Raw genomic sequence first — 23777 nt, forward strand, 5'->3', positions numbered from 1 at the left:
AAGCAGGCAGGTCAAGAGCCGTGAATTCTATTTTTAAAACAAGCCTTTCGCTCCTTGCAGCGGCTTCCGTCCTGGGAATCGCCGCCCTGCCGGCACATGCCCAGCAGCGTTTCTCCGCGCGCGACACGGTCCTGGTCTCGCCGGAAGGCGATATCCTCGACTATGTTCCGGACGACGGCAGCGTGCGCGCGATGCGCGACAACCGCGGCCGCACCGTCTATGTCGACGGCTGGGGCAACATCGTCGCCACCGCCATGCAGGCCGACCGCTACTTCGCCCGCGGCGACGATTATCGCCCGCGCCGTGACCGCTACCGCGAGATGCGCGGCTATCCGGAAGCGAACCCCGACTATTTCCCGCCGGCGCCCGAGGCCGACTATGGCGATGAACTGACGACGAGTTCCGTACCGGAAATGCGCGAAGGCCTGCCGGGCAGCATCGAGCGCCAGCCCCTGCCGGATGCCGATTTCGGCGGCTCGCAGGCCCTGCCCGATTTCTCCGACGACAGTGCGGCCCTGCCGGAAACCGGCACCGATCCCGATGCGGAGTTCGTGCCCGGCCCGAAATTCCACCCGGCGATCGCGATCGGCAAGGTGTCGTCCGCCGAGATCACCGCGCTTCAGGTCTTCCTCGACCGCGAGGGCTTTTCGCCGGGCGTGATCGACGGCAAGAAGGGCTCGAACGTCACCAAGGCGATCGAGGCCTGGCAGCAGGCGACGGGCGAGACGCTCGACCCGAACAATGCCGACGACATCCTGGAGCGGCTGCGCCTGTCCGGCGGCCTTGCCTTCACCACCTACGAGATCACCGCCGCCGACGCGGCAGGTCCCTATGTCGCCGCCATCCCCGACGACTATGCCCAGAAGGCGGCGCTGCCGCATCTCTCCTTCACCTCGACCACCGAGATGCTGGCCGAGAAGTTCCACATGGACGAGGCCTATCTGAAGGAGATCAATCCGGGCGTCGACTTCACCATTCCCGGCACGATCATCAAGGTCGTCGACACGGGCGAGAGGAAGACCGGCAAGGTCGCCAAGATCCTCGCCGACAAGGGCCGCAAGCAGGTGCTCGCCTATGACGAGAACGGCACGCTGATCGCCGCCTATCCGGCCAGCATCGGTTCGGCCGACACGCCCTCGCCGTCCGGCACGGTGACGGTCGAGCGCATCGCGCTCAATCCGGGCTACACTTATAATCCGAAGATCAACTTCCAGCAGGGCAACAACAACAAGGTGCTGACCCTGCAGCCCGGCCCGAACGGCCCGGTCGGCACGGTCTGGATCGCGCTGTCGAAGCCGACCTACGGCATCCACGGCACGCCGGAACCCTCGAAGATCGGCAAGACCCAGAGCCACGGCTGCATTCGCCTGACCAACTGGGACGCGACGGAGCTCGCCAAGATGACCAGCGCCGGCGTGACGGTCGAATTCGTCGACTGACGATCGGGGGTAGCCCCTCATCCGGCTGCCGCCACCTTCTCCCCGCAAGCGGGGAGAAGGGATATGCCGCGCCGGCTTCCTCGCTCAATGACCGCTTGCAGGTAAGCCTCTCCCGCTTGCCAGTAATCGGATATGAATGAACCGTTGCTCCATCCCCTTCTCCCCGCTTGCGGGGAGAAGGGGCCGGCAGGCGGATGAGGGGCGGCCCGACGGCAGAGAAGGCCAGCGGTCAAGCCGCCCGCACATACCCCGATCCCTGGGCCGGGCGGGCCTCGCCGCTGGTGCGGAAGGCGCTGAGCTGGGCGGCGATGGAGGCGGCCTCCTGCGTCAGCGCCTGGCTGGCGGCATTGGCCTGCTCGACCATGGCGGCGTTCTGCTGGGTGATCTGGTCCATGGCATTGACCGCCTGGTTGACCGCCTGCAGGCCCGTCGCCTGTTCCGCCGTGCTGGCACGGATGGTGTTGAAGACGGCGCTGACCTCCACGACCTGGGTGACGATCTGGCGCAGCGACTGGGCGACCTCGCCCACCGAGCGCACGCCGTCCTCGACCTGGCCATGCGACCTGGCGATGAGGTTCTGGATGTCCTTCGCCGCATCGGCGCAGCGCTGGGCGAGCGCCCGCACTTCCGAGGCGACGACGGCAAAGCCGCGCCCCGCCTCGCCGGCCCGCGCCGCCTCGATGCCGGCGTTGAGCGCCAGCAGATTGGTCTGGAAGGCGATCTCGTCGATCACCTCGATGATGTTGGCGATGGCCGAGGAGGAGGCCTGGATCTCGCCCATGGCGACGATCGCGTGCTCCACGATCTCGCCGCCGCGCTGCGCATTGTCACGCGCCGCCATGACGAGGGCGTTCGCCTCGTCGGCGTTCTGGGCGGTCTGGCGCACGGTGGTGGTCACCTGCTCGACGGCGGCCGCCGTCTCCTCCAGGTTCGCGGCCTGCCGCTCCGTGCGCTTGGCAAGGTCGTCGGAGGCCGCCGCGATCTCCTGCGCGCTGAGATGGATGGAGCCCGCGCCGGCGCCGATATTGCCGATCGCCTGCGAGAGCGTGGAAATGGCGTGGTTGAAATCCTCGCGCAGCGCCTCGTAGGCTTCCGGCAGCGGGCCGGTGATGCGCGCGGTGAGGTCGCCGTCGGAAATGCGCTTCAGCGCGGCGCCGAAACTGTCGCTGACGATCTTGCGCTCCTCGGCGACGACCTGCGCCTGCACCGCCTGCTGCTTGGCGAGATCCGACATGTCGTTGTAGACGGAGATGGAGAGGTCCATGTCGAGGAACATGGCCTTGAGCAGGCTGGAGAAGCGCGCCGCAAACTCCTCCGGCCCGATTTCCTGGCGGACAAAGAACCCCTGCTTCGGCCAGAGCGATTTCACCGCCTCCGTCAGGAGATGCTCGACGATCAGCGCATAGCCGCCGATATACCAGCGCGGCTCCAGGCCGATGCGCGCATGCACATGGCCGATCGTCTGCACCTTGGACGCGTAGTCGCCGGTGAAATCGCCGGCCGCGATGTTCGCCCAGTGCCCGAGCTGGGCATTCTTCGCCCGGTTCATATGGGCATCGTTGGAGAAGAGGTGGTTCACCTCCGGGCTCTTGCGCACGATCGCATAGAACTTGTCCAGCGCCGGGCCGAGCTCCTTCTCGATGAAGGGTTTCAGCGTACGGAGCCGCTTCAGCGCTGCCTCGTCGAGGCCGAGATAGTCCAGACGGCGCGCGATGTCGTGGTTCTGGCTGGCGGTCTGCGGGACTGGCTTCATTCCGGGGGTATCCTGGCAACTCGAGAAAACGGGGAAAGCAGCGGAAAATCGGGGCAACGGCGCCGGGCGGCACCGCGTCTTGCCCGTAACCCTTCATGGGTCCCCGCGGCGGCGCATCGCCGGCGAGGTCGCTTTCTGACGCGATATCATTAGGTTAAGCGTGGTAAATTGTTCATTACCGGCATGGCGTTGCGGCGCGAAAAACGGCTGCGCCCTTTGTCGCAGCCGTTCTTGTCAATCGTCAATCCGGAAGGCTCAGGCCGCCCGCTGCAGCGTGCGGAAGAAGCCGCGTTCGGTGGCGATGCGCTTGCGCACCGGCAGGAGGCGCAGCACTTCGTCGGCAAAAAGGCGCGCATTCTCGCAGGCCTTGTCGAGATTGCTCACCTTGGCCGCATCCATCGTATAGAGCGTGCCGCCGCAATCGAAGATGTCGCGGAAGGCGGTGCGCTCGCCGATTGGCGTGTCGAGCACGGCAACGCCGCGGGCGGCGAGCAGCGCCTTGATGGCGCTCATCGCGCGGGTCGTCACCAGCGAATTCATGCGGGTGAGCACGACCGAATGGTTGATGCGGATGCCCGCCTTCTCGTCGAACTGCTTCAGGAGTTCGAGGATATGCGCCGCCCCGCGCGCATCCATGGCACAGCCCTGCACCGGGATCATCACATGGTCGGACAGGCCGATGGCGGTGGCGACCAGCGCGTCTCGCGCGCCGGCGAGGTCGATGATGAAATAGTCGGTCGTATCGCGGTTCTCGCGGATATGGCACTGGATGGAAGCCATGGTGACTTCCGAGATGACGGCGATGTTGCGCTGGCGGCCGGAAACCTCGTGCCAGTGGCTGATCCAGCGCTGCGGGTCCGCATCGAGGATGGTGATGCGGTGGCCCCGGCTTGCAAGCTCGGTGGCAAGGATCAGCGCCGCAGTGGTCTTGCCCGCGCCACCCTTGGCATTGGCAAATGTGATGACTGGCATGTCTTTCCTCATGAATGCTGCGAGCTTTCTCATCGCTCTCGTCAGGCGGCCCGGTGAGAATGGCGCCCGCTTGCTCAAACCTTTCAAAACATGGTTAACGAAATGGAAACATGCGCATGGCGAAGATTAACGAGAACGGCGCCGGACTTTCGCCTTCTCAAGCAAAAGGCCCGGAAAACCATGGTTTTCCGGGCCTCTGTCATTTGTTAACGGCAAGAATTCAGATGCACTCGACGAAGAGGCGCTTGGCCGCGTCCAGCGTCAGTTCCACCGGGTTGCCGCCGGCCGTCGGATCGACGATCGCCATGGCGGCCATCTCGTCGATCCGGTCCGTGCCGACGCCGAGCGCCGACAGCTTGTCCGGCACGCCGAGCTCCTCGCGCAGGCGCAGCACATAGTCGAAGAAACCGTCGAAGCCGCCGGATATGCCGAGATAGGCGGCGGCGCTGGCGATCTTCGCCTCGATGGCCGGGCGGTTGAAGGTCAGGACCGGCGGCATGACAACGGCATTGGTCATGCCGTGGTGCGTGTTGTAGATGGCGCCGACCGGATGCGACAGCGAATGGATCGCGCCGAGGCCCTTCTGGAAGGCGACGGCGCCCATGGCGGCCGCCGACATCATGTTGGCACGGGCCTCGATATCGGTCCCGTCCTTGTAGGCGCGCGGCAGGAATTCCTTGACGAGGCGCATGCCCTCCAGCGCGATGCCCTGGCTCATCGGGTGGTAGAACGGCGACGAATAGGCTTCGAGGCAATGGGCGAAGGCGTCCATGCCGGTGCCCGAGGTGATGACCTTCGGCATGCCCACCGTCAGCTCCGGATCGCAGATCGTCACCGAGGGCAGGAACTTCGGATGGAAGATCACCTTCTTGGTGTGCGTTTCGGAATTGGTGATGACCGAGGCGCGGCCGACTTCCGAGCCGGTGCCGGCCGTCGTCGGCACGGCGACGATCGGCGCGATGCCGTCGGAATTGGCGCGCGTCCACCAGTCACCGATATCCTCGAAATCCCAGACCGGCCGCGTCTGGCCGGACATGAAGGCGACGGCCTTGCCGAGGTCGAGGCCGGAGCCGCCGCCGAAGGCGACGACCCCGTCATGGCCGCCGTCACGGAACGCCTTGACGCCGGCTTCGAGGTTCCTGTCGGTCGGGTTCGGATCGACCTCGGCGAACATCGCCCGGCCGAGGCCGGCGGCGTCGAGAATGTCGAGCGCTTCCTTCGTGATCGCCATGGTCGAAAGGCCGCGGTCGGTGACGAGCAGCGGCTTCTTCATGCCCACGGCCTTGCAGTGGTCGGCGAGTTCCTTGATGCGACCGGCCCCGAACTTGATCGCGGTCGGGTAGCTCCAGTTGGCGGTGATGGTCATGCTCTTCAAGCTTTCCTGAAATGGTAGGATTTCGGTCTCGTGAGGTTGTGGAAGCCGATGACGGAGAGCGAGCCGCCGCGGCCCGTTTCCTTGACGCCGGTCCAGCAGAGCGCCGGGTCGAGATAGTCGGCACGGTTCATGAAGACGGTGCCGGTCTCAAGGTCCCGGGCGATGTTTGCGGCGCGATCGGCGTCCTTCGTCCAGAGCGAGACGGTGAGGCCGTACTTGCAGTCGTTCATCAGGGCGAGCGCTTCTTCATCGCTCTTGACCTTCATGATGCCGACGGCCGGGCCGAACGTCTCTTCCGTCATGAATTCCATCGAATGGTCGACATCGACGAGGATCTGCGGGGCGACATACGCACCGCCGTCATCGGCCGGGAAGAGTTTTGGATCGACCAGAGCCTTCGCGCCCTTCGCGACCGCATCGGCGATCTGCGAGCGCACGGTCGCGGCGAAACGCTTGTGCGCCATCGGCCCGAGCGTCGTTTCCGGATCGAGCGGGTTGCCGAGCTTGTAGTTGGACACCCAGGCGACGGACTTTTCGACGAAGGCGTCGTAGAGCTTCTCGTTGACGTAGATGCGCTCGATGCCGCAGCAGCACTGGCCGGAATTGTAGGTCGCGCCGTCCATCAGCGTGTCGACGGCGGCGTCGAGGTCGGCGTCTTCCATGACGTAGCCCGGATCCTTGCCGCCGAGCTCGAGGCCGACCGGCGTGAAGGTGCCGGCCGCCGCGCGCTCGATCGACCGGCCGCCCTCGACCGAACCGGTGAAGTTGACGAAGTCGAACGCGTTGCCGGCGATCAGCGCCGAGGTCGTGTCATGGTCGAGGAAGACGTTCTGGAAGACATCCTCCGGCACGCCCGCCTCGTTGAAGGCGCGCACCAGCCGTTCGCCGACGAGCAGCGTCTGGGCGGCGTGCTTGATGATGACGACATTGCCGGCCATCAGCGCCGGCGCGACCGTGTTGATCGCGGTCATATAGGGATAGTTCCACGGCGCGATGACGAAGACGACGCCATGCGGCTCGCGCTCGATGCGGCGCTCGAAACGCTCGCTGTTCTCGATGACGATCGGCGCCAGCGAGGAGCCGGCGATCTCGGCGACGTAGTTGGAGCGCTCGTTGAAGCCCTTGAACTCGCCGCCGTAGCGGACCGGGCGGCCCATCTGCCAGGCGATTTCCGGCACGATCTCGTCGGCCATCTCGTTGACGCGGGCAACGCCCTTGAGGACGAGCTGGACGCGCTCTTCGAGCGGGCGCCTGGCCCAGGCCTTCTGCGCCTTCTTCGCGCGGGCGACAGCCTCTTGCGCGGCCGCCAGCGGCATCGCCTCGCGCTCGGCATAGACCGAGCCGTCGACGGGGGATATGCATTTGATCACAGTCATGATCGACTTCCTGTTGGTTCTATTCGGAATTTCAGTTCTGGCGCTCCGGTTGCCCCTCATCCGGCCTGCCGGCCACCTTCTCCCCGCAAGCAGGGAGAAGGAAATATGCCGTGCCGTTTTCCCAGACCAACACCCTTTCGCAGGGCAGGTCCCCTCTCCCCGCTTGCGGGGAGAGGGCTAGGGTGAGGGGCAATTCCCGAAACGCTTCTACGCCCTCTCGAAGCCGCGCGCCACCTCCCAGTCGGTGATGCGGCGGTCGTATTCTTCCTGCTCCCATTCGGCCGCGCGCACATAGTGGTCGACGACGTCGTCGCCAAAGGCCTCGCGCAGCATGTCGGATTCCTTCAGCGCGGCGGCCGCGCCGCGCAGGGTCTTGGGGATCTCGCGGATGTCCTTGCCGCCATAGGCGTCGCCCTCGAAGGGTGCCTCCAGCTCCAGCTTCTGCTCGATGCCGGCCATGCCGGCCGCCAGCAGCGCCGCCATGGCGAGATAGGGGTTGAGGTCCGATCCGCCGACGCGGCATTCGATGCGGATGCCCTTGGTGCCCTCGCCGCACAGGCGATAGCCGGCGGTGCGGTTGTCCTTGCTCCAGATCGCCTTGGTCGGCGCGAAGGTGCCGGCGACGAAGCGCTTGTAGGAATTGATGTAGGGCGCGAGGAAATAGGTGATCTCGCTGGCATGGGCGAGCAGGCCCGCCACATACATGCCCATCAGCTCCGACATGCCGTACTTGCCGTCCTTGTCGAAGAACTTCGGCTCCTTGCCGTCGAGGCTCCACAGCGACTGGTGGATATGCGAGGAGGAGCCGGCCAGGTTGTAGTTCCACTTGGCGAGGAAGGTGACGGCCTTGCCGCGCTGCCAGGCGATCTCCTTGGTGGCGTTCTTGATGATCGAATGCCGGTCGGCCATGGTGAGGGCCTCGGCATACCGCACGTTGATCTCCTCCTGGCCGGGCGAGGCCTCGCCCTTGGAGTTCTCGACCGGAATGCCGGCGCCCTGCAGGCCGTTGCGCAGCGCCCGCATGACATCCTCTTCCTTGGTGGTCTGGAAGATATGGTAGTCCTCGTTGTAGCCGGACGCCGTGCGCAGGTCGCGGTAGCCGCTCTCGCGCGCATCGTCGAAGGTCTGGTCGAACAGGTAGAATTCGAGCTCGCTCGCCATGAAGGGCTTCAGGCCCATGGCCTCCAGCCGCTTGACCTGCTTCTTCAGCACGGCGCGCGGCGAGTGCGGGACCTCGGCATGGGTGTGGTGGTCGAGCACGTCGCAGAGCACGAGCGCGGTGCCTTCGAGCCACGGCAACTTGCGCAGCGTCGCAAGGTCCGGCTTCATCGTGTAGTCGCCGTAGCCGGCGGCCCAGCTCGTCGACCGGTAGCCGGGAACGGTCTCCATCTCCATGTCGGTCGCCAGGAGGTAGTTGCAGCTGTGCGTCTCTTCATGAGCGCTGTCGATGAAATACTGCGCGTGGAAACGCTTGCCCATCAGGCGCCCCTGCATGTCGACGAGGCATGCCAGAACGGTATCGATGCGGCCCTCGGCCACATCCTTCTTCAGGTCGTCAAAACTATAGGTCATGGTCATCGGTGGCGGTCCTGGCGGTTGCTGCTTCATGCCGGACCGGGCCTTGCCGGCCCGGCCCGGAGGGATTGGATGCGATCAGCCGTTGACGTAGGGCGGACCGGCCTTGTTGATGATGGCGTTGTAGTCCTCGAAGATCTTCACGACCTTGGCGGCCGTCTCGCTCTGGCCGGCGATCTCCTTCCAGAACACCTTGGCCGCATCCTCCACGACCTTCCACTCCTCGGCCGGAATGCTGGTGAGCTTCAGCTTCGTGCCTTCGGCGCGCAGCTTCGCCTCGCCGCCCCAGTACCATTGGTCGCGGTAGTTGTTGCCGGCCTCGATCGCCGTCAGGACCAGCTTCTTCAGGTGGTCCGGCAGTTCCGCCCACTTCTGCTCGTTGACGAAGAAGGAGCCGATCCAGGCGCCCGAGATGTTGTTGGTCAGGAAGTGGTCCGTCACGTCGGCCCAGCCGACCGTGTAGTCCTCGGTGATGCCCGACCAGGCCATGCCGTCGAGCTCGCCGGTCTGCACGGCGACCTGTGCGTCTTCATAGGGGATCGTCACCGGCACGACGCCGAACTGGCTGAGGAAGCGGCCGGCCGTCGGGAAGGTATAGAGGCGCAGGCCCTCGAGGTCCTTGACGGAGGTGATCGCCTTCTTGGTGTTGAAGTGGCAGGGATCCTGGCCCGAGGAGGAGAGCCAGACGACGCCGCCGACCTTCTCGTAGGACGACTTCCAGATGTCGGCGAGGCCGTATTGCTTGAAGAGCACCGGCACGTCGAGGATCTGCTTGGTGGCGAGCGGGAAGTAGCCGCCGAAGGTGGCGACGTCCGCCGGGGACGCCATGGAATCGTCGTCCGAATGCACGGCATCGATCGTGCCGGCCTGAAGCGCGCGGAACAGTTCGCCCGTCGGCACGATCTGGTCGGCGAAGTAGAGCTCGATCTCCAGCTCGCCCTTGGCGGCGGCGTTGATCGCGTCGATGATCGGCTTGGTGACGTGCTCGCCGAGCGCGGCGCCCGCATAGGTCTGGAAACGCCACTTGATGGCGGTCTGCGCCTTCACGATGGCGGGGGCGGAAAGCGTGGCGGCGCCGGCCGCGCCGATCGTGACTGCCCCGGCCCGTGTCAGAAATTGCCGTCTGTTGGTCATATCTCTATCCCTCTGGTTAAACGTCTCGGTTTTGCCGGGAACGGCCGTTCATCCCGGTCGGTCAATCGTCTTTTCTTCTCTCGGCCTCATTCTCCCTTGCAGGCCGGCGACTGCCGCCGCCGGCGAACCGGTTATTTGGCGTAGTAGTTGTTCGGCAGCCACGTCGCGATCTCCGGGAACACGCCGATGATGATCAGGCTCGCCACCATGATGCCGACGAAGGGCCAGATCGACTTGTAGATATCGGTCATGCCGATCCCGGGCGGCGCCATGGCACGCATCATGAACAGGTTGTAGCCGAAGGGCGGCGTGATGTAGGCGATCTGGCAGGTGATCGTGTAGAGCACGCCGTACCACACGAGGTCGAAGCCGAGCTTCTGCACCAGCGGGATGTAGAGCGGCGCCACGATGACGAGCATGGCCGTGTCGTCGAGGAACATGCCCATGACGAGGAAGGAAAGCTGCATCAGCACCAGGACCTGCCAGGGTTCGAGGCCAAGGTCGCCGAGAAAGAAGCGCTCGATCGACTTGACCGCGCCGAGACCGTCGAAGACGGCGCCGAAGCACAGCGAGGCGATCAGGATCCACATGAACATGCAGGTGATGCCGAGCGTCTTCTGCAGGACGTCGTTCCACAGCCGCACGCTGAGGCGCCCGCGCCACCAGGCGACCAGCGCCGAGCAGATGGCGCCGATGGCGGAACTTTCCACCAGGCTCGAAATGCCGCTGAGGAACAGCCACATCATCAGCGCGAAGATGCCGAGCGGCACGATGCCGGCAGACAGGAGCGCCACTTTCTCGCGGAAAGGCACGTTGCGTTCCGACGGCGGCAGGGCGGGGCCGAGCGCCGGGTTCACGCGGCAGCGCACATAGACGTAGATCGCCATCAGCGCCGCCATCATCAGGCCCGGCAGCACGCCGGCGAGCCAGAGCTGGCCGACCGGCACGCGGGCGATCATGCCGTAGAGCACGAGCACGACGCTCGGCGGCAGGAGGATGCCGAGCGTCGAACCGCCCTGTACGACGCCCGTCATCATGACCTTGTCATAGCCGCGGCGCAGCAGCTCCGGCAGCGCGATGGTGGCGCCGATCGCCATGCCGGCGACCGAAAGGCCGTTCATGGCGGAGATGACGACCATGAGGCCGACCGTGCCGAGCGCCAGGCCGCCGTTGATCGGCCCCATCCAGACGTGGATCGCCTTGTACATGTCCTCGGCGATGCCCGATTCCGACAGCATGTAGCCCATGAAGACGAACATCGGCACCGTCAGCATCGGATACCATTTGACGAGCTTCATCACCGAGGCGAAGCCCATTTCGGAGCCGCCCGTGCCCCATAGCAGGAAGGCCGCGACGACGCCGACGAAACCGATGACGGCAAAGACCCGCTGCCCGGTGAGCAGCAGCACCATCATGCCGGCGAACATCGTGATTGCGATGAATTCGTAGCTCATGCGATGGGCCTTCCCCGCAACTCGGCGATATCCTTGAAGAGCGAAGCGGTGGCCTGCGCGAGCATCATCACGACACCGAAGGTCATGACGATCTTGATCGGCGCCATATAGGGCGCCCAGGCGGTAAAACTCTTTTCCTTGAACTGGATGGCATAGGTCGTGCTGGTGATGCCGCCATAGAGCATGAAGCCGAGGAAGACGATCAGCGCGATCGCCGTGACGGTGTCGAAGGCCGCCCGCTTCTTCGCCGACCAGGTGCCGTAGAACAGGTCCATCCGCACATGGTCGCCGGTCTGCATGGCGAAGGCGCCGCCGAGCATGTAGTAGGCCGCCATGGTGAACTGCGCCGATTCCAGCGTCCAGTTCGCCGGCAGGTGGAAGGCCTTCGAGACGGAGGAATACAGCAGAATCGCGAACATCGCGAAGATCAGGTACATCGCGAAAAGGCCGACACGCCGGTTGAACGTGTCGACAAAGCGAACATAGGTCTTGATGAAATCAGGCATGGCCCCTGCCCCCGTTCCGGACGACGGCAATCTCAGTCGGGCCGGGCCTCCGATATGACAAAGCAAGCATCCGCTTGGCCTCTCCTGTTTGTGTTCTTCTCCGTCTCCACGGATGTCGTTCCCCGGGTCTTTGTTATTGGATTGCGGGAAGGCTCTTCTTGAGCAGTCCCGCCAGATAATCGGCCACGACCCTTTGGCCGGCTTCGTCCTTCACGAGGTCGTTGCGGACCTCGATCATCACATTGGCAAGGCCGTTGGCAAGGCCGTGCTCCCTCAGCGTATGCGTCACCCCGTCCTCCGGTCCATACGGTTCGTTGCGGCGGATGTCGAAGGGCCCGGCGCTGCCGGCCGCCGCCAGCATGGCATCGGCAAGGCGCGTGTCGGCATCGTGCAGGATGCCGATCTCGACGGCGCGCGGCTTGCCGAAATAGACCGGCGTGAAACTGTGCATGGTGACGATGACCGGCGCCCTGCCCTCAGCGATCCGGCTCTTCACAAGGCCGGACAGCCTGTCGCGGAACGGCAGGTAGAGCGCTTGCGTGCGGGCATCGCGCGCCGCCTGGTCGAGCCCGGCATTGCCCGGAACGGCGAAGACCTCGCTCTTTTCCGGCATGGCGGCCGGCGATTCCGGCGGACGGTTGCAATCGTAGACAAGGCGGGAGAACCGCTGGAAAACCAGTGTCGCGTCAAGGCTTTGTGCCATGAGGCGCGAGACGGCGAGCGCGCCCGGATCCCAGGCGATATGGCTTTCGAGCGCTTCCTCGGTAAGGCCGAGCGTGCCGAGCGCCTTCGGCAGCAGCCGGGATGCATGCTCGCAGACCAGGACGACCGGACCGCGGGCAACACCATTCTCCAGGGCGACGGGGTCGCCCTCCTCTCCAGTCAGAATTCCCATCAGCCTGATCCCCTCGACCGGCTCTTATCGTTTATGAAGAGAATTCTTCACAGCCCTGCCGCTGTCAACGGGGTAGTGAAAAAATCTCTTCAAAAAAACATTTGACTCGAATTGTGACAGCGATGTTTAATTTCCCGAACTCCGGCGAAGACCGGAGCGCAGGGGAACAATTTGACACTCAACCAAGCATCCATGACGGTGTCGGATGTGATCAGTGCCCATTTCGACGCGTTGACGCGCGCCGAAAAGCAGCTGGCCACGTCATTGCTCGACAACTATCCCGTCTCCGGCCTCGGCAGCATCACGACGGTGGCGGAAAACGCCGGCGTGTCGACGCCCACGGTCGCCCGCATGGTGCAGAAGCTGGGATTTCGCGGCTTCCCGGATTTCCAGGCCCGCCTGCACCATGAGCTGGAAGCCACCCTGTCGAGCCCGATCAGCAAGCACGACCGCTGGGCGGCCAGGGCGCCCGGCACGCATATCCTCAACCGCTTCGCCGACGCGATCATGACCAACCTGCGCCAGACGCTCTCGCAGGTGGAGACCGCCGACTTCGACAGCGCCAGCGCCCTCCTCGCCGACCGCCAGCGCAGCATCTATATCATCGGCGGGCGCATCACGAAGGCGCTGGCCGACTACCTCTTCACCCATCTCCAGGTCATCCGCCCGAACGTCACGCAGATCGCCGCCAATCCCAGCTCCTGGCCGCACTACGTCCTGAACATGAAGGCCGGCGACGTGCTCGTGATCTTCGATATCCGCCGCTACGAGCAGGAGATGGAGACGCTCGGCCGCGTCGCCCGCGAGCGCGGCGTCGAGATCGTGCTCTTTACCGACCAGTGGGCCTCGCCCGTCGCCAAGGTCGCGGCGAAGGTCTTTCGCGTGCACATCGAGGCGCCGTCGGCCTGGGACTCGTCCGTCGTGACGCTGTTCATCGTGGAGGCGCTGATCGAGGCCGTCCAGAGTTCGGGCTGGGAGGAAACCAGCGGCCGAATGAAGACGCTGGAGGGCCTCTTCGAGGCCAGCCGGCTGTTTCGCAAACCAAAACCGGAGGTTCCCGGAAAGCCCTGATCGACATCCGAAAAAAACGAAATAAAACTGTCACATAAGCTTCATCTGCCGCCAGTATCAGCTTCGCCGAAGTTGACTGACTCACAAAAGGAGAACACCCGTGATGTCACATACGAAACGTCTGCTTTCGCTCTCCACCGCGCTGGCGATCGCCGTTCCCTCGCTCGCCTTCGCCGAGCCGAGCGCCGAGCTCATCGAGGCCGCCAAGAAGGAAGGCATGCTGACGACGATCGCGCTGCCGCACGACTGGTGCGGCTATGGCGAGGTCATCGCCTCCTTCAAGGCCAAGTACCCGGAAATCCAGGTCAACGAACTGAACCCGGATGCCGGCTCGGCCGACGAGATCGAAGCCATCAAGGCCAACAAGGACAACAAGGGCCCGCAGTCGCCCGACGTGATCGACGTCGGCCTGTCCTTCGGTCCGTCGGCAAAGGCCGAAGGCCTGCTGCAGCCCTACAAGGTCTCCACCTGGGACGAGATCCCGGACACCATCAAGGATCCGGAAGGCTACTGGTACGGCGACTACTACGGCGTGATGTCCTTCTTCGTGAACAAGGACCTCGTCGAGAACACGCCGAAGGACTGGGCCGACCTGCTGAAGCCGGAATATTCCGGACAGGTCGCGCTTGCCGGCGATCCGCGCGCCTCCAACCAGGCCATCCTCGGCGTTCTGGCCGCCGGCCTCGGCAAGGATGCGAAGGCCGGCAAGGAAGCCGGCGAAGCGGGCCTTGCCTACTTTGCCGAAATGAACAAGGCCGGCAACTTCGTTCCGGTCATCGGCAAGTCCGGCACGCTGGCGCAGGGCTCCACCCCGATCATCATCGCCTGGGACTACAACGCGCTCGGCTGGGCCAAGACCCTCAACGGCAACCCGCCGACGGAAGTCGTCGTTCCGGAAAAGGGCGTCCTTGCCGGCGTCTACGTCCAGGCGATCTCGGCCTATGCGCCGCATCCGAACGCCGCCAAGCTGTGGATGGAGCACCTCTATTCCGACGAGGGCCAGCTCGGCTGGCTGAAGGGCTATTGCCATCCGGCACGCTTCAACGCCATGGTCAAGGCCGGCAAGATCCCGCAGGACCTGATCGACGCGCTGCCGCCGGCCGAATCCTATGAGAAGGCCTACTTCCCGACGCTCGAGGAAGTGGACGCCAACAACGCCGCCGTGACCGGCGCCTGGGACTCGGTCGTCGGCGCGAACGTGCAGTAACGACAGCATCCCCGTCGCCCCGGCCCGTCGCCGGGGCGACGATTGCGGTATGCCAATGACGGCAACCCCATGAGGCCAACTTAATGTCATCAGACAGCTCAGCAGCACCGCCCCCCGCGCGGGCGCCCTTCCGCCTCCCGCTGCACTGGCTCGGCGCGGCGCCGTTCGCGATCTTCGTCCTGTTGTTCCTGATCATGCCGACGATGCGCATCGTCGTCGGCGCCTTCCAGACGCCGGACGGAAGCTTCACGCTCGACAATATCCGGGGCCTGTTCACCACCTCCATCCTCTCGGCCTACTGGATATCGATCAAGATCTCCATCGCCTCCGCCCTGCTCGGCTGCCTGATCGGCTTTTCCGTCGCATCCGCCGTGGTGCTCGGCGGCCTGCCGAAATGGATCCGCGGCCCGCTCCTGACCTTTTCCGGCGTCGCCTCCAACTTCGCCGGCGTGCCGCTCGCCTTCGCCTTCCTTGCCACACTCGGCCCCGTCGGCCTCCTGACGGTGTTCCTGAAGTCGCAGCTCGGCATCGACCTGCGCGCGCTCGGCTTCAACATCCTGTCCTTCTGGGGCCTGACGATCACCTATCTGTTCTTCCAGATCCCGCTGATGATCCTCATCATCACGCCCGCGCTCGACGGCCTGAAGCGCGAATGGCGGGAAGCGGCGCAGATCCTCGGCGCGACGAACGCGCAGTACTGGCGCATGGTCGCCTTCCCGATCCTGCTGCCCTCCTTCCTCGGCACGCTGGCGCTGCTCTTCGCGAACGCCTTCGGGGCCGTCGCCACCGCCATCGCGCTCACCGGTTCCTCGCTCTCCATCGTGCCGATCCTGCTCTTCGCGCAGATCCGCGGCGACGTCTTGGGCAACCCGCATCTCGGCTATGCGCTCGCCTTCGGCATGATCGTCGTGACGGGCATCGCCAACACGATCTACATCTGGCTGCGCGCCCGCAGCGAAAGGTGGCTGAAATGAGAAAGTTCTGGGCCTGGGGCGCCCTCATCTTCGGAATGCTCTATTTCATCCTGCCGCTGCTCGGCATGACCAACTTCTCCCTGAAGATGCGCCGTGGCGTCTATTCGCTGGATGCCTATGCCGTCGTGCTCGGCGATCCGCGCTTCCAGGCGACCTTCACCTATTCGATCCTGATGGCGCTCGCGACCATCGTCTTCGGCGTGCTGCTCGTCGTGCCGACCGCCTACTGGGTGCGGCTGAAGCTGCCGGGCCTTCGTCCCTATATCGAATTCGTCACGCTGCTGCCGCTGGTCATCCCGGCCATCGTCATCGTCTTCGGCTATATCCGGCTCTACAACACCTCGAGCTGGCTGCCGCTGACCGGCTCGATCACCGGCACGAACATCCTTCTGATGTTCGGCTATGCGACGCTGGCGCTGCCCTACATGTACCGCTCCGTCGATACGGGCCTGCGTTCCATCGACATCGCGACGCTGACGGAAGCGGCTCAGAGCCTCGGTGCCGGCTGGACGACGATCCTCGCCAGGATCATCCTGCCGAACGTGCTGGTCGCGGTGCTGTCGGGCGCGTTCCTCACCTTCGCCATCGTCATCGGCGAGTTCACCATGGCCGCCCTGCTCAACCGTCCGGCCTTCGGTCCCTACATGCAGCTGCTCGGCGCCAACCGCGCCTACGAGCCGGCCGCGCTTGCGGTCATGTCCTTCGCGCTGACCTGGGGCTGCCTCGGCCTGATCCAGCTTGTTTCCCGTTTCCAGAAGGGCGCGCAGAGCGCGACTTAAGGACTTTCCATGAGCTTTCTCACCCTCACCAGCCTTCAGAAGTCCTTCGGCCCCGTCCAGGTGGTCAAGGATTTCAACATGTCGATCGAAAAGGGCGAGTTCATCTCGTTCCTCGGCCCGTCGGGCTGCGGCAAGACCACCGTGCTGCGCATGATCGCCGGCTTCGAGACGCCCTCGGGCGGCGCGATCACCATCGACGGCAAGAGCCAGCAGAACCTGCGCCCCAACCAGCGCAATATCGGCATGGTGTTCCAGGCCTACGCCCTCTTCCCGAACATGAACGTTGCCGAAAACGTCGCCTTCGGCCTCAAGGTCGCCGGCCGGCCGAAGGCCGAGATCGACGCGCGCGTCAAGGAGATGCTCGGCCTCATCAAGCTCGACCACCTCGCCGACCGCTACCCCTACCAGATGTCCGGCGGCCAGCAGCAGCGCGTGGCGCTCGCCCGGGCACTCGCGCCCAAGCCCCAGGTCCTCCTGCTCGACGAACCGCTCTCCGCCCTCGACGCCAAGATCCGCGTGTCGCTGCGCGAGGAAATCCGGCAGATCCAGCAGCAGCTCGGCATCACCACGGTCTTCGTCACCCACGACCAGGAAGAGGCCCTGTCGATCTCCGACCGCATCGTCGTGATGAACGCCGGCAAGGCGGACCAGATCGGCAAGCCCGCGGACATCTACAACCGTCCCGCCACCCGTTTCGTCGCCAACTTCGTCGGTACGCTGAACCTCATCGAGGCGAAGGTCGTCGATCCTGCCGCCAACCGCGTCTCGATCGGCGATCAGGGCGTGACGCTGCGCGAGCCGCTCGGCAATGCGAAGGCCGGCGACACCGTCTCGCTGGCGCTGCGCCCGGAAGCCGGCTCGACCGCCCCCGACGCCAGGGGCGACACGGCGCTGACGGGCGAGGTCGTCTCCTCGAACTTCCTCGGCTCGGTCATCCGCACCCGCATGAAGGTCGGCGACAGCATCATCTCCTTCGACATGTTCAACAGCCCCGGCCTCGTGCCGCCGACGGTCGGCGAGACGGTCACGCTGCGCTTCACGGCCGGCGATCTCCTGGTCATCCGCGACTGAGCGTGCAGGCACGGCCGCGAAGCGGTTTTCCAGGTTTCGGCCGTGCTTTGGAAAAATCTGTCGTGAATTGCGTCTTTTGCGTCGCCCGCGGATTTGATCTGCGGGCTTTCGCCGGCTAGTCTCCCATCGTTCTCAGGGCGGGGTGAAACTCCCCACCGGCGGTATCGGGCGTGAAAACCCGGAGCCCGCGAGCGCCTTGCCCCAAAGGCAAGGGTCAGCAGATCCGGTGCGATGCCGGAGCCGACGGTCACAGTCCGGATGGAAGAGAGCAAGCAGGAGCCACCCGCCCGCAGCGGCGGGGTCGCGTCCTGCGTGTTCGCCCAAGGGGACCGTTGCAAAATGGCTCAACCCTTGAAAGGCCTCGACATGAATGTGAATGCCACCCCCGCCGCCCGCATCGCCGTCATCCGTGCCCGCTGGCACGCCGGCATCGTCGACCAGGCGGTCGATTCCTTCGTCGCCGAATGGACCGCGCTCGGCGGCCGCGCCGAAGAGGTCGACATCATCGATGTGCCCGGCGCCCTCGAAATCCCGCTGCATGCCCAGCTTCTCGCCCGCACCGGCCGCTATTCCGCCATTCTCGGCGTCGCCCTCGTCGTCGACGGCGGCATCTACCGCCACGATTTCGTCGCCGGCACCGTGGTGGACGCCATCGTGCGCGTCGGCCTCGACACTGGCGTGCCGGTGCTCTCGGCCGTGCTGACGCCGCACAATTTCCAGGAATCGGACGCCCACATCGCCTTCTTCCGCGACCATTTCGTCATCAAGGGCAGGGAAGCCGCCAACGCCGCCCGCCAGATCATCGACGCGCGGGCGCAGGTCGCGCTGGCGACGGTCGCTTGAATCACGATTTGAAGACGCGAAATCGATCCGTCAGGATAGGCCCGCAAGCCTTTGAAAAGACTTGACGCAGCCCGGCAGCGATGCCGGGCTTTTCCCTTGCACCTCCCTCTCCTCCGTCATCCTCGGGTCAAGCCCGAGGATGACGGAGGAAGAAGGAGAGTGGTCCCGCCTTCGCTAACGACGCACCGGCCGCCCCGCCTACCCCTGAAGGTTCTTCAGATAGATCGACAGCAGCTGGATCTGCGAGGAGATGCCGAGCTTGCGGTAGACGTTGCGGCGATGGACCTTCACCGTGCCGGTGGAGATGTCGAGCTTCAGGCCGATCGATTCCGACGAGTGTCCCTGCAGGACGAGCTCGATGATCGAGGCCTCGCGGTCCGTCAGGTTCAGCTTGCGCCACACCCTGTCGGCCGCGCTCAAGGGCTCGCTCCGCCGCCCCCGCCCCTGGCCCGTCTCCGCGAAGCGCCCGGCAAGCCCGCTCCAGGCGCGCCGCACCACGGCGGCGACGAAGGGTTCTGCATCGCTGAGCAGGGCGAATTCCGGCGCGGGGAAGACGCCGGTCTTCTCGCGCCGCATCAGCGAGACCACCACCGTCACGCCGTCGTCCACCGGCACGAAGAAACCGATCTCCTCGGCAAGCCGGGTCTGCGAATAATAGGTGCGGAAATATTCGCTGGAGAAGAACCGGTCCGGCGCCAGCTCCCGCATGCGGAAGACGCCGGCGCGGCCGGCGCGCGTCGTGCGGTAGAACGGATCGAGCAGGTAGGGTCCGGCCTGGTAGAGCGTCACGAAGACGTGGTGGTCGTCCGCATCGAAGGTGCTGAAGAGGTCGATCGGCCGCGCCTTCTCGTGATAGGCGAAGATGACGATGTCGTCGAAGCGCACCAGCGCCCGCATCATCGCAAGCAGGGTCTCTCCGGTCTGCCGGTCGGAGCTCTCCGGCGCGCCGGCCCAGTCGGCCAGGGTGCGAAAAAGTGCCGTGAAATCGACCCGCATGGCGCCGCTGCTCCCCCGATTTCCCCCGCGGCAGCCGGAATGGACTGCCGCCGGATATACTCCTTCCACAGCCGATTTACGGATAAAATACCTCTCTCGGGGTATATACCACCCATCGGCCGCTGACTAGCATCCCCCTCGACGGTGGCCAAGGCGGCAGAGATCGCCAAGAGACCAACAACCGCAGGGAACAGACGTGACATCCGCCCCAACGAACGACATCGAGTTCCGTTCGGTGACCAAGCGCTATGGCGCGGTGACCGCGGTCTCCGACATCAATCTTTCCGTGCCGAAGGGTGCCTTCGTCGCGCTTCTCGGTCCGTCCGGCTGCGGCAAGACCACCTGTCTTCGCATGATCGGCGGCTTCGAGCAGCCGAGCGAGGGCGAGGTGCTGATCGCCGGAAAGGTCGCCAACGGCGTTCCGGCCTATCGCCGCCCGGTCAACATGGTCTTCCAGCACTATGCCCTCTTCCCGCATTTCGACGTGGAGAGGAACGTCGCCTACGGGCTGAGGCAGCTGCGCCCGAAGCTGCCGGCGGCGGAGATCGCCCGCCGTGTCGGCGAGGCGCTGGAGATGGTGCGCCTCACCGGTTTCGCCGGGCGCCGCATCCATGAGATGTCCGGCGGCCAGCAGCAGCGCGTGGCGCTCGCCCGCGCGCTCGTCAACAAGCCCTCCGTGCTGCTGCTCGACGAGCCGCTCGCCGCGCTCGACAAGAAGCTGCGCACCGCCATGCAGATCGAGTTGCAGACGCTGCAGCGCGATCTCGGCATTACCTTCGTGCTCGTCACGCACGACCAGGAGGAGGCGCTGTCGATGAGCGACCTCGTCTGCGTGATGAGCGCCGGCCGCATCCGCCAGCTCGCGACGCCGCAGGAGGTCTACGACCGGCCCGCCGATCTCTTCGTGGCCGATTTCGTCGGCAAGACGAACCGTTTTGCCGGCACGCTGGAAACCGGCGGCACCGTGCGCCTCGGCAATGGCGCGGCCCTGCCCGCCGCGCGCGCCGATCTTGCGCCGGGCGCGGTCACGGTCGCGCTTCGCCCCGAGGCGATCCGCCTTTCGCGCGGCGCGGCCGGCGCGACCACGCTGGAAGGCACGGTCACGCATCGCATCTTCCTCGGCTCGGCCGCCGAATATTCCGTCGCCGTCGACGGGCTCGGCGACCTGCTCGTCACCGCCGAACGCCACAGCCAATCGCAAAACGACCTCGTCGCGCCGGGCGAACGGGTCGCCATAAGCTTCGATCCCGGCCAGACGCATATCTTTCCGGCCTGAGGGAAACAGGCCCAACAGGGGAACAGCATTATGTCGAAATGGTTCAGAGAGAATGCCCCGATCAGCGCTCGGGAACTGACGGACGAGTTCATGCGGCTGAAACGCGGCTCCGTGACGCGCCGCCACTTCCTCGCCGTCACCGGCCTCGGCCTTGCCGCCGCCGTGCTGGCGCGCCAGCCCGGCCTCTTCACCGGCGAGGCGCACGCGCAGGAAGACCTCGGCTCCGCCATGTCGCTCGCCACCTGGCCGAACTACCACGACCCGGCGACCTTCGAGGCCTTCACCGCCGCGACGGGCGTCGCCGTCGAGGTCAACGTCTTTGGCTCGAACGAGGAGATGCTGGCCAAGCTCCAGGCCGGCGGCACCGGCTGGGACCTCTTCGTGCCCACCAACTACACGATCTCCACCTATGCCGGCCTCGGCCTGATCGACCCGCTCGACCTTGCCAAGGTGCCGAACTTCGACCCCGGCACCCAGAACACCCGCTTCACCAACGAGGGCACGGTCGACGGCAAGGTCTATGCCCTGCCGAAGAACTGGGGCACGACGGGCATCGCCGTCAATGCCGACAAGGTGAAGTCGAAGGTGACGAGCTGGAAGGAGTTCTTCGAGGTCGCCATGACCGAGGCGGACGGCCGCGCCATGGTGCACGACTACCAGCTCACCACGATCGGCAACGCCCTCGTCTCGCTCGGCTTCTCCTTCAATTCGGTCAAGCCCGAGGAGCTGGCCAAGGCCGAGGAACTGCTGATCAGGGTCAAGCCGCACCTCTACGCCATCAACAGCGACTACCAGCCCTCCATGCGCGCCTCCGACGCCTGGATGACCATGTGCTGGACGAACGACGGCGCGCAGCTCAACCGCGACATCCCGGAAATCCAGTTCGCGCTCGGCTCGGACGGCGGCGAGATCTGGTCGGATTTCTACGCGGTGCCGACAAGCGCCACCAACAAGCCGGCCGGCTACGCCCTGCTCAACTTCCTGATGGACCCGCAGAACGCGGTGAAGGAGCACATCGCCAACGGCGCGCCGACGACGGACAGCCGCGTGCTCTCGCTGCTGCCGGCCGAAATCACCGGCAACAGGATCGTCTATCCCGACGAGGCCGCCCTGACCCCGCTCGAATTCGGCGCCGCCGTGACGCTGACGGACCCGGCCCGGGCGGAGCTGATGGCGCGGTTCAAGTCGGCGTAGCGGAAAGCCCCTCATCCGGCTGCCGCCACCTTCTCCCCGCAGGCGGGGCGAAGGGTATGCGGCGCCCGCATCATTCCCTTCGAGAGGGAACGGGACGCAGCCACACATTTCCTTCTCCCCGCCTGCGGGGAGAAGGTGGCCGGCAGGCCGGATGAGGGGCGACCCTCGCATGTTGCAACAGGATCAACCGCAATGCCCCTGACGATGACGACGAAAAGACGGCTGGTGACGGCGGCGCTGCTGGCGCCGACCTCCGCCTGGCTGTTCGTCTTCCTCGTGCTGCCCTTCATCGCCATGCTGGTCTTCTCCGTCGGCGAGCGCGGACCGGCAGGCGGCTACCAGGCGGCGTTCACCTTCGCGCAATATGCCAACCTGCCGGCCCGCTCCGCCGCCTACTGGAACACCCTCATGCTTGCGCCCGCCGGCGCCTTCCTCTGCCTCCTCGTCGCCTATCCGACGGCCTATTACCTCGCCGTCAAGGCGAGCCCGCGCCACCGGCTGCTGCTCGTCTCGCTGGTCGTCGTGCCGTTCTGGACGAGCCTGCTCGTGCGCACTTATGCCTGGATGTACATCCTCGGCTCGCGCGGCATTCCCAATCTGCTCGACATGATCGGCATTGCCGACGTGCGCCTGCTCAACACGCCCGGCGCCGTACTGCTCGGCATCGTCTACGGCTACCTGCCGCTGATGATCATGCCGATCTATGTCAGCCTCGAAAAGCTCGACCGGCGCCTGCTCGAAGCCTCCGCCGACCTCGGCGCAAAACCCCTGTCGACCTTCTTTTCCGTCACCCTGCCGCTGTCGCTGCCGGGCGTCATGACGGGCGTCGCGCTCGTCACCATCCTGCTTCTCGGCGAATATCTCATCCCGCAGCTCCTCGGCGGCGGCAAGGTCTTCTTCATCGGCAACGCGCTGGTCGATCTCTTCCTGCAATCGCGCAACTGGCCCTTCGGCTCGGCCATCGCCGTCACGCTGGTCGCCGTCGTCGTGGTGGTGCTGATGGTCGCCATGCGCATCGCCTGGAGGATTTCCGGCACGAGACAGGTGGACCTCGTCTGATGCGCGCGCTGATCACCGCCGTCTATCTCTTCCTCTACGCGCCGATCGCGCTCGTCGTGCTGTTCTCCTTCAATGCGGGACGCAATGCGAGCGAGTTCACCGGATTTTCCGTCGAATGGTACGGCAAGGCGCTCGCCAATCCGTTCCTCATCACGGCCTTGCAGAACAGCCTGATCATCGCCCTCGTCAGCGCCACGCTCGCCGCCGTCTTCGGCACCATGGCCGCGCTCGGCCTCGAACGGCTGGGCAGCCGCGCCCGCGCGGTCTTCGACGGCCTGCTCGCCGCCGCCATCGTCGTGCCGGGCGTCGTCATCGGCATCGCGACGCTCGTCGCCCTCGTCGCCGTCTTCGGCGCGATCAACCCGGCGATCGCCGCCATCTGGCCCGGCGAAAAACCGCCGCAGCTCGGCCTCGGCTACGGCTCGATCATCGCCGCGCACGGCCTCTTCACCATGGCGCTCGTCACCATGATCGTGAAGGCGCGCATCGCGACGCTCGGGCGCGACATCGTCGAGGCCTCGGCCGATCTCTACGCGACGCCGCTCACCACCTTCCGCGACATCGTGCTGCCGCAGATCCTGCCCTCGGTGCTCGCCGGGTTCCTCCTCGCCTTCACCTTCTCCTTCGACGATTTCATCGTGGCCTTCTTCGTCGCGGGCTCCAAGACGACGCTGCCGATCTACGTCTTCGCCTCGATCCGCCGCGGCGTGACGCCGGAGGTGAACGCCATCGCGACGATGGTGCTGGTCGCCTCGCTGCTCCTGATCCTCATCGCCCGCCTGCTGATGCGGGAGAAAACCCGAAAATCGCCTGCCGGAGAGTAAGACC

At 65.3% G+C, this 23777-nt stretch carries 21 protein-coding genes and 1 riboswitch; of the genes, 11 read left to right on the forward strand and 10 right to left on the reverse strand.

What is annotated here, in order from left to right; translation table 11 throughout:
• The first annotated feature begins 20 nt into the window (after positions 1-20).
• Positions 21-1439 (forward strand): L,D-transpeptidase family protein, encoded by a 1419-nt coding sequence (locus AABF56_RS10530; RefSeq protein WP_272805877.1) that lies wholly within the window; start codon positions 21-23, stop codon positions 1437-1439.
• Positions 1440-1668: 229 nt separating this feature from the next.
• Here AABF56_RS10530 and AABF56_RS10535 read toward each other — a convergent pair whose 3' ends face one another.
• The 9 genes from AABF56_RS10535 to AABF56_RS10575 form a co-directional block, all read right to left on the reverse strand.
• On the reverse strand, positions 1669-3192 hold the full coding sequence (locus AABF56_RS10535) for a globin-coupled sensor protein (RefSeq protein ID WP_272805878.1): 1524 nt from the start codon (positions 3190-3192) through the stop codon (positions 1669-1671).
• A gap of 255 nt (positions 3193-3447) precedes the next feature.
• The gene (locus AABF56_RS10540) at positions 3448-4164 is read right to left on the reverse strand and encodes a ParA family protein (protein ID WP_272805879.1); all 717 of its coding nucleotides are present in this window, start codon (positions 4162-4164) and stop codon (positions 3448-3450) included.
• 220 nt (positions 4165-4384) lie between these two features.
• Positions 4385-5530 (reverse strand): iron-containing alcohol dehydrogenase, encoded by a 1146-nt coding sequence (locus AABF56_RS10545; protein WP_272805880.1) that lies wholly within the window; start codon positions 5528-5530, stop codon positions 4385-4387.
• 5 nt (positions 5531-5535) lie between these two features.
• Positions 5536-6915: an aldehyde dehydrogenase family protein gene (locus AABF56_RS10550; RefSeq protein WP_244766820.1), complete on the reverse strand. Its 1380-nt coding sequence runs from the start codon at positions 6913-6915 to the stop codon at positions 5536-5538.
• Positions 6916-7122: 207 nt separating this feature from the next.
• Positions 7123-8487 (reverse strand): glutamine synthetase family protein, encoded by a 1365-nt coding sequence (locus AABF56_RS10555; RefSeq protein ID WP_443021155.1) that lies wholly within the window; start codon positions 8485-8487, stop codon positions 7123-7125.
• An 81-nt stretch (positions 8488-8568) separates the two neighbouring features.
• The gene (locus AABF56_RS10560; RefSeq protein WP_244766822.1) at positions 8569-9624 is read right to left on the reverse strand and encodes a TRAP transporter substrate-binding protein; all 1056 of its coding nucleotides are present in this window, start codon (positions 9622-9624) and stop codon (positions 8569-8571) included.
• Between the two features lie 131 nt (positions 9625-9755).
• Positions 9756-11078: a TRAP transporter large permease gene (locus AABF56_RS10565; protein WP_272805882.1), complete on the reverse strand. Its 1323-nt coding sequence runs from the start codon at positions 11076-11078 to the stop codon at positions 9756-9758.
• The gene (locus AABF56_RS10570; protein WP_244766824.1) at positions 11075-11584 is read right to left on the reverse strand and encodes a TRAP transporter small permease subunit; all 510 of its coding nucleotides are present in this window, start codon (positions 11582-11584) and stop codon (positions 11075-11077) included. The genes AABF56_RS10565 and AABF56_RS10570 overlap by 4 nt, the downstream gene beginning before the upstream one ends.
• 133 nt (positions 11585-11717) lie before the next feature.
• On the reverse strand, positions 11718-12482 hold the full coding sequence (locus tag AABF56_RS10575; protein WP_272807486.1) for an N-formylglutamate amidohydrolase: 765 nt from the start codon (positions 12480-12482) through the stop codon (positions 11718-11720).
• 189 nt (positions 12483-12671) lie between these two features.
• Between AABF56_RS10575 and AABF56_RS10580 the strand changes: the two genes are divergently transcribed.
• The 6 genes from AABF56_RS10580 to AABF56_RS10605 all read left to right on the forward strand — a co-directional run bounded on the left by AABF56_RS10580 (position 12672) and on the right by AABF56_RS10605 (position 18424).
• Complete coding sequence (locus tag AABF56_RS10580; protein WP_398431877.1) at positions 12672-13550, forward strand: MurR/RpiR family transcriptional regulator; 879 nt, start codon at positions 12672-12674, stop codon at positions 13548-13550.
• Positions 13551-13650: 100 nt separating this feature from the next.
• Positions 13651-14757, forward strand: coding sequence for an ABC transporter substrate-binding protein (locus AABF56_RS10585; RefSeq protein ID WP_244766826.1), 1107 nt, complete (start codon positions 13651-13653; stop codon positions 14755-14757).
• An 83-nt stretch (positions 14758-14840) separates the two neighbouring features.
• Complete coding sequence (locus tag AABF56_RS10590; RefSeq protein ID WP_272805883.1) at positions 14841-15731, forward strand: ABC transporter permease; 891 nt, start codon at positions 14841-14843, stop codon at positions 15729-15731.
• Positions 15728-16510 carry an ABC transporter permease gene (locus tag AABF56_RS10595; RefSeq protein WP_244766828.1) on the forward strand — a complete coding sequence of 261 codons (783 nt, stop codon included), beginning with the start codon at positions 15728-15730 and terminating at the stop codon, positions 16508-16510. Before AABF56_RS10590 ends, AABF56_RS10595 begins: the two co-directional genes overlap by 4 nt.
• Before the next feature lie 9 nt (positions 16511-16519).
• The gene (locus tag AABF56_RS10600) at positions 16520-17581 is read left to right on the forward strand and encodes an ABC transporter ATP-binding protein (RefSeq protein WP_272805884.1); all 1062 of its coding nucleotides are present in this window, start codon (positions 16520-16522) and stop codon (positions 17579-17581) included.
• A 124-nt stretch (positions 17582-17705) separates the two neighbouring features.
• A riboswitch (FMN riboswitch) is annotated at positions 17706-17855 on the forward strand.
• Positions 17856-17920: 65 nt separating this feature from the next.
• Positions 17921-18424 (forward strand): 6,7-dimethyl-8-ribityllumazine synthase, encoded by a 504-nt coding sequence (locus tag AABF56_RS10605; protein ID WP_443021101.1) that lies wholly within the window; start codon positions 17921-17923, stop codon positions 18422-18424.
• 198 nt (positions 18425-18622) lie between these two features.
• On the opposite strand, the gene AABF56_RS10610 is transcribed toward AABF56_RS10605, so the two are convergent.
• Positions 18623-19420, reverse strand: a complete 798-nt coding sequence (locus tag AABF56_RS10610) for a helix-turn-helix transcriptional regulator (protein ID WP_244766830.1) — start codon at positions 19418-19420, stop codon at positions 18623-18625.
• Positions 19421-19616: 196 nt separating this feature from the next.
• On the opposite strand from AABF56_RS10610, the gene AABF56_RS10615 reads away from it, so the two are divergent.
• From AABF56_RS10615 to AABF56_RS10630, 4 genes are all read left to right on the forward strand, one after another.
• On the forward strand, positions 19617-20696 hold the full coding sequence (locus AABF56_RS10615) for an ABC transporter ATP-binding protein (protein WP_272805885.1): 1080 nt from the start codon (positions 19617-19619) through the stop codon (positions 20694-20696).
• Between the two features lie 30 nt (positions 20697-20726).
• A complete protein-coding gene (locus AABF56_RS10620; protein WP_272805886.1) occupies positions 20727-21890 on the forward strand; it encodes a polyamine ABC transporter substrate-binding protein in 1164 nt (387 codons plus the stop codon).
• Between the two features lie 192 nt (positions 21891-22082).
• Positions 22083-22949, forward strand: coding sequence for an ABC transporter permease (locus tag AABF56_RS10625; protein ID WP_272805887.1), 867 nt, complete (start codon positions 22083-22085; stop codon positions 22947-22949).
• Positions 22949-23773: an ABC transporter permease gene (locus AABF56_RS10630; protein WP_272805888.1), complete on the forward strand. Its 825-nt coding sequence runs from the start codon at positions 22949-22951 to the stop codon at positions 23771-23773. Before AABF56_RS10625 ends, AABF56_RS10630 begins: the two co-directional genes overlap by 1 nt.
• Positions 23774-23777: the final 4 nt, after the last annotated feature.

It is taken from the genome of Shinella sp. WSC3-e, from assembly GCF_945994535.1.
In the GTDB taxonomy this organism is placed as follows: domain Bacteria; phylum Pseudomonadota; class Alphaproteobacteria; order Rhizobiales; family Rhizobiaceae; genus Shinella; species Shinella yambaruensis.

Bases quoted from the DNA above. Each gene is read 5' to 3' on its own strand.
- AABF56_RS10535 (WP_272805878.1), bottom strand. From the start codon at position 3,192: ATGAAGCCAGTCCCGCAGACCGCCAGCCAGAACCACGACATCGCGCGC.
- AABF56_RS10540 (WP_272805879.1), bottom strand. From the start codon at position 4,164: ATGCCAGTCATCACATTTGCCAATGCCAAGGGTGGCGCGGGCAAGACC.
- AABF56_RS10545 (WP_272805880.1), bottom strand. From the start codon at position 5,530: ATGACCATCACCGCCAACTGGAGCTACCCGACCGCGATCAAGTTCGGG.
- AABF56_RS10550 (WP_244766820.1), bottom strand. From the start codon at position 6,915: ATGACTGTGATCAAATGCATATCCCCCGTCGACGGCTCGGTCTATGCC.
- AABF56_RS10555 (WP_443021155.1), bottom strand. From the start codon at position 8,487: ATGACCTATAGTTTTGACGACCTGAAGAAGGATGTGGCCGAGGGCCGC.
- AABF56_RS10560 (WP_244766822.1), bottom strand. From the start codon at position 9,624: ATGACCAACAGACGGCAATTTCTGACACGGGCCGGGGCAGTCACGATC.
- AABF56_RS10565 (WP_272805882.1), bottom strand. From the start codon at position 11,078: ATGAGCTACGAATTCATCGCAATCACGATGTTCGCCGGCATGATGGTG.
- AABF56_RS10570 (WP_244766824.1), bottom strand. From the start codon at position 11,584: ATGCCTGATTTCATCAAGACCTATGTTCGCTTTGTCGACACGTTCAAC.
- AABF56_RS10580 (WP_398431877.1), top strand. From the start codon at position 12,672: ATGACGGTGTCGGATGTGATCAGTGCCCATTTCGACGCGTTGACGCGC.
- AABF56_RS10590 (WP_272805883.1), top strand. From the start codon at position 14,841: ATGTCATCAGACAGCTCAGCAGCACCGCCCCCCGCGCGGGCGCCCTTC.
- AABF56_RS10595 (WP_244766828.1), top strand. From the start codon at position 15,728: ATGAGAAAGTTCTGGGCCTGGGGCGCCCTCATCTTCGGAATGCTCTAT.
- AABF56_RS10600 (WP_272805884.1), top strand. From the start codon at position 16,520: ATGAGCTTTCTCACCCTCACCAGCCTTCAGAAGTCCTTCGGCCCCGTC.
- AABF56_RS10605 (WP_443021101.1), top strand. From the start codon at position 17,921: ATGGCTCAACCCTTGAAAGGCCTCGACATGAATGTGAATGCCACCCCC.
- AABF56_RS10610 (WP_244766830.1), bottom strand. From the start codon at position 19,420: ATGCGGGTCGATTTCACGGCACTTTTTCGCACCCTGGCCGACTGGGCC.
- AABF56_RS10620 (WP_272805886.1), top strand. From the start codon at position 20,727: ATGTCGAAATGGTTCAGAGAGAATGCCCCGATCAGCGCTCGGGAACTG.
- AABF56_RS10625 (WP_272805887.1), top strand. From the start codon at position 22,083: ATGCCCCTGACGATGACGACGAAAAGACGGCTGGTGACGGCGGCGCTG.
- AABF56_RS10630 (WP_272805888.1), top strand. From the start codon at position 22,949: ATGCGCGCGCTGATCACCGCCGTCTATCTCTTCCTCTACGCGCCGATC.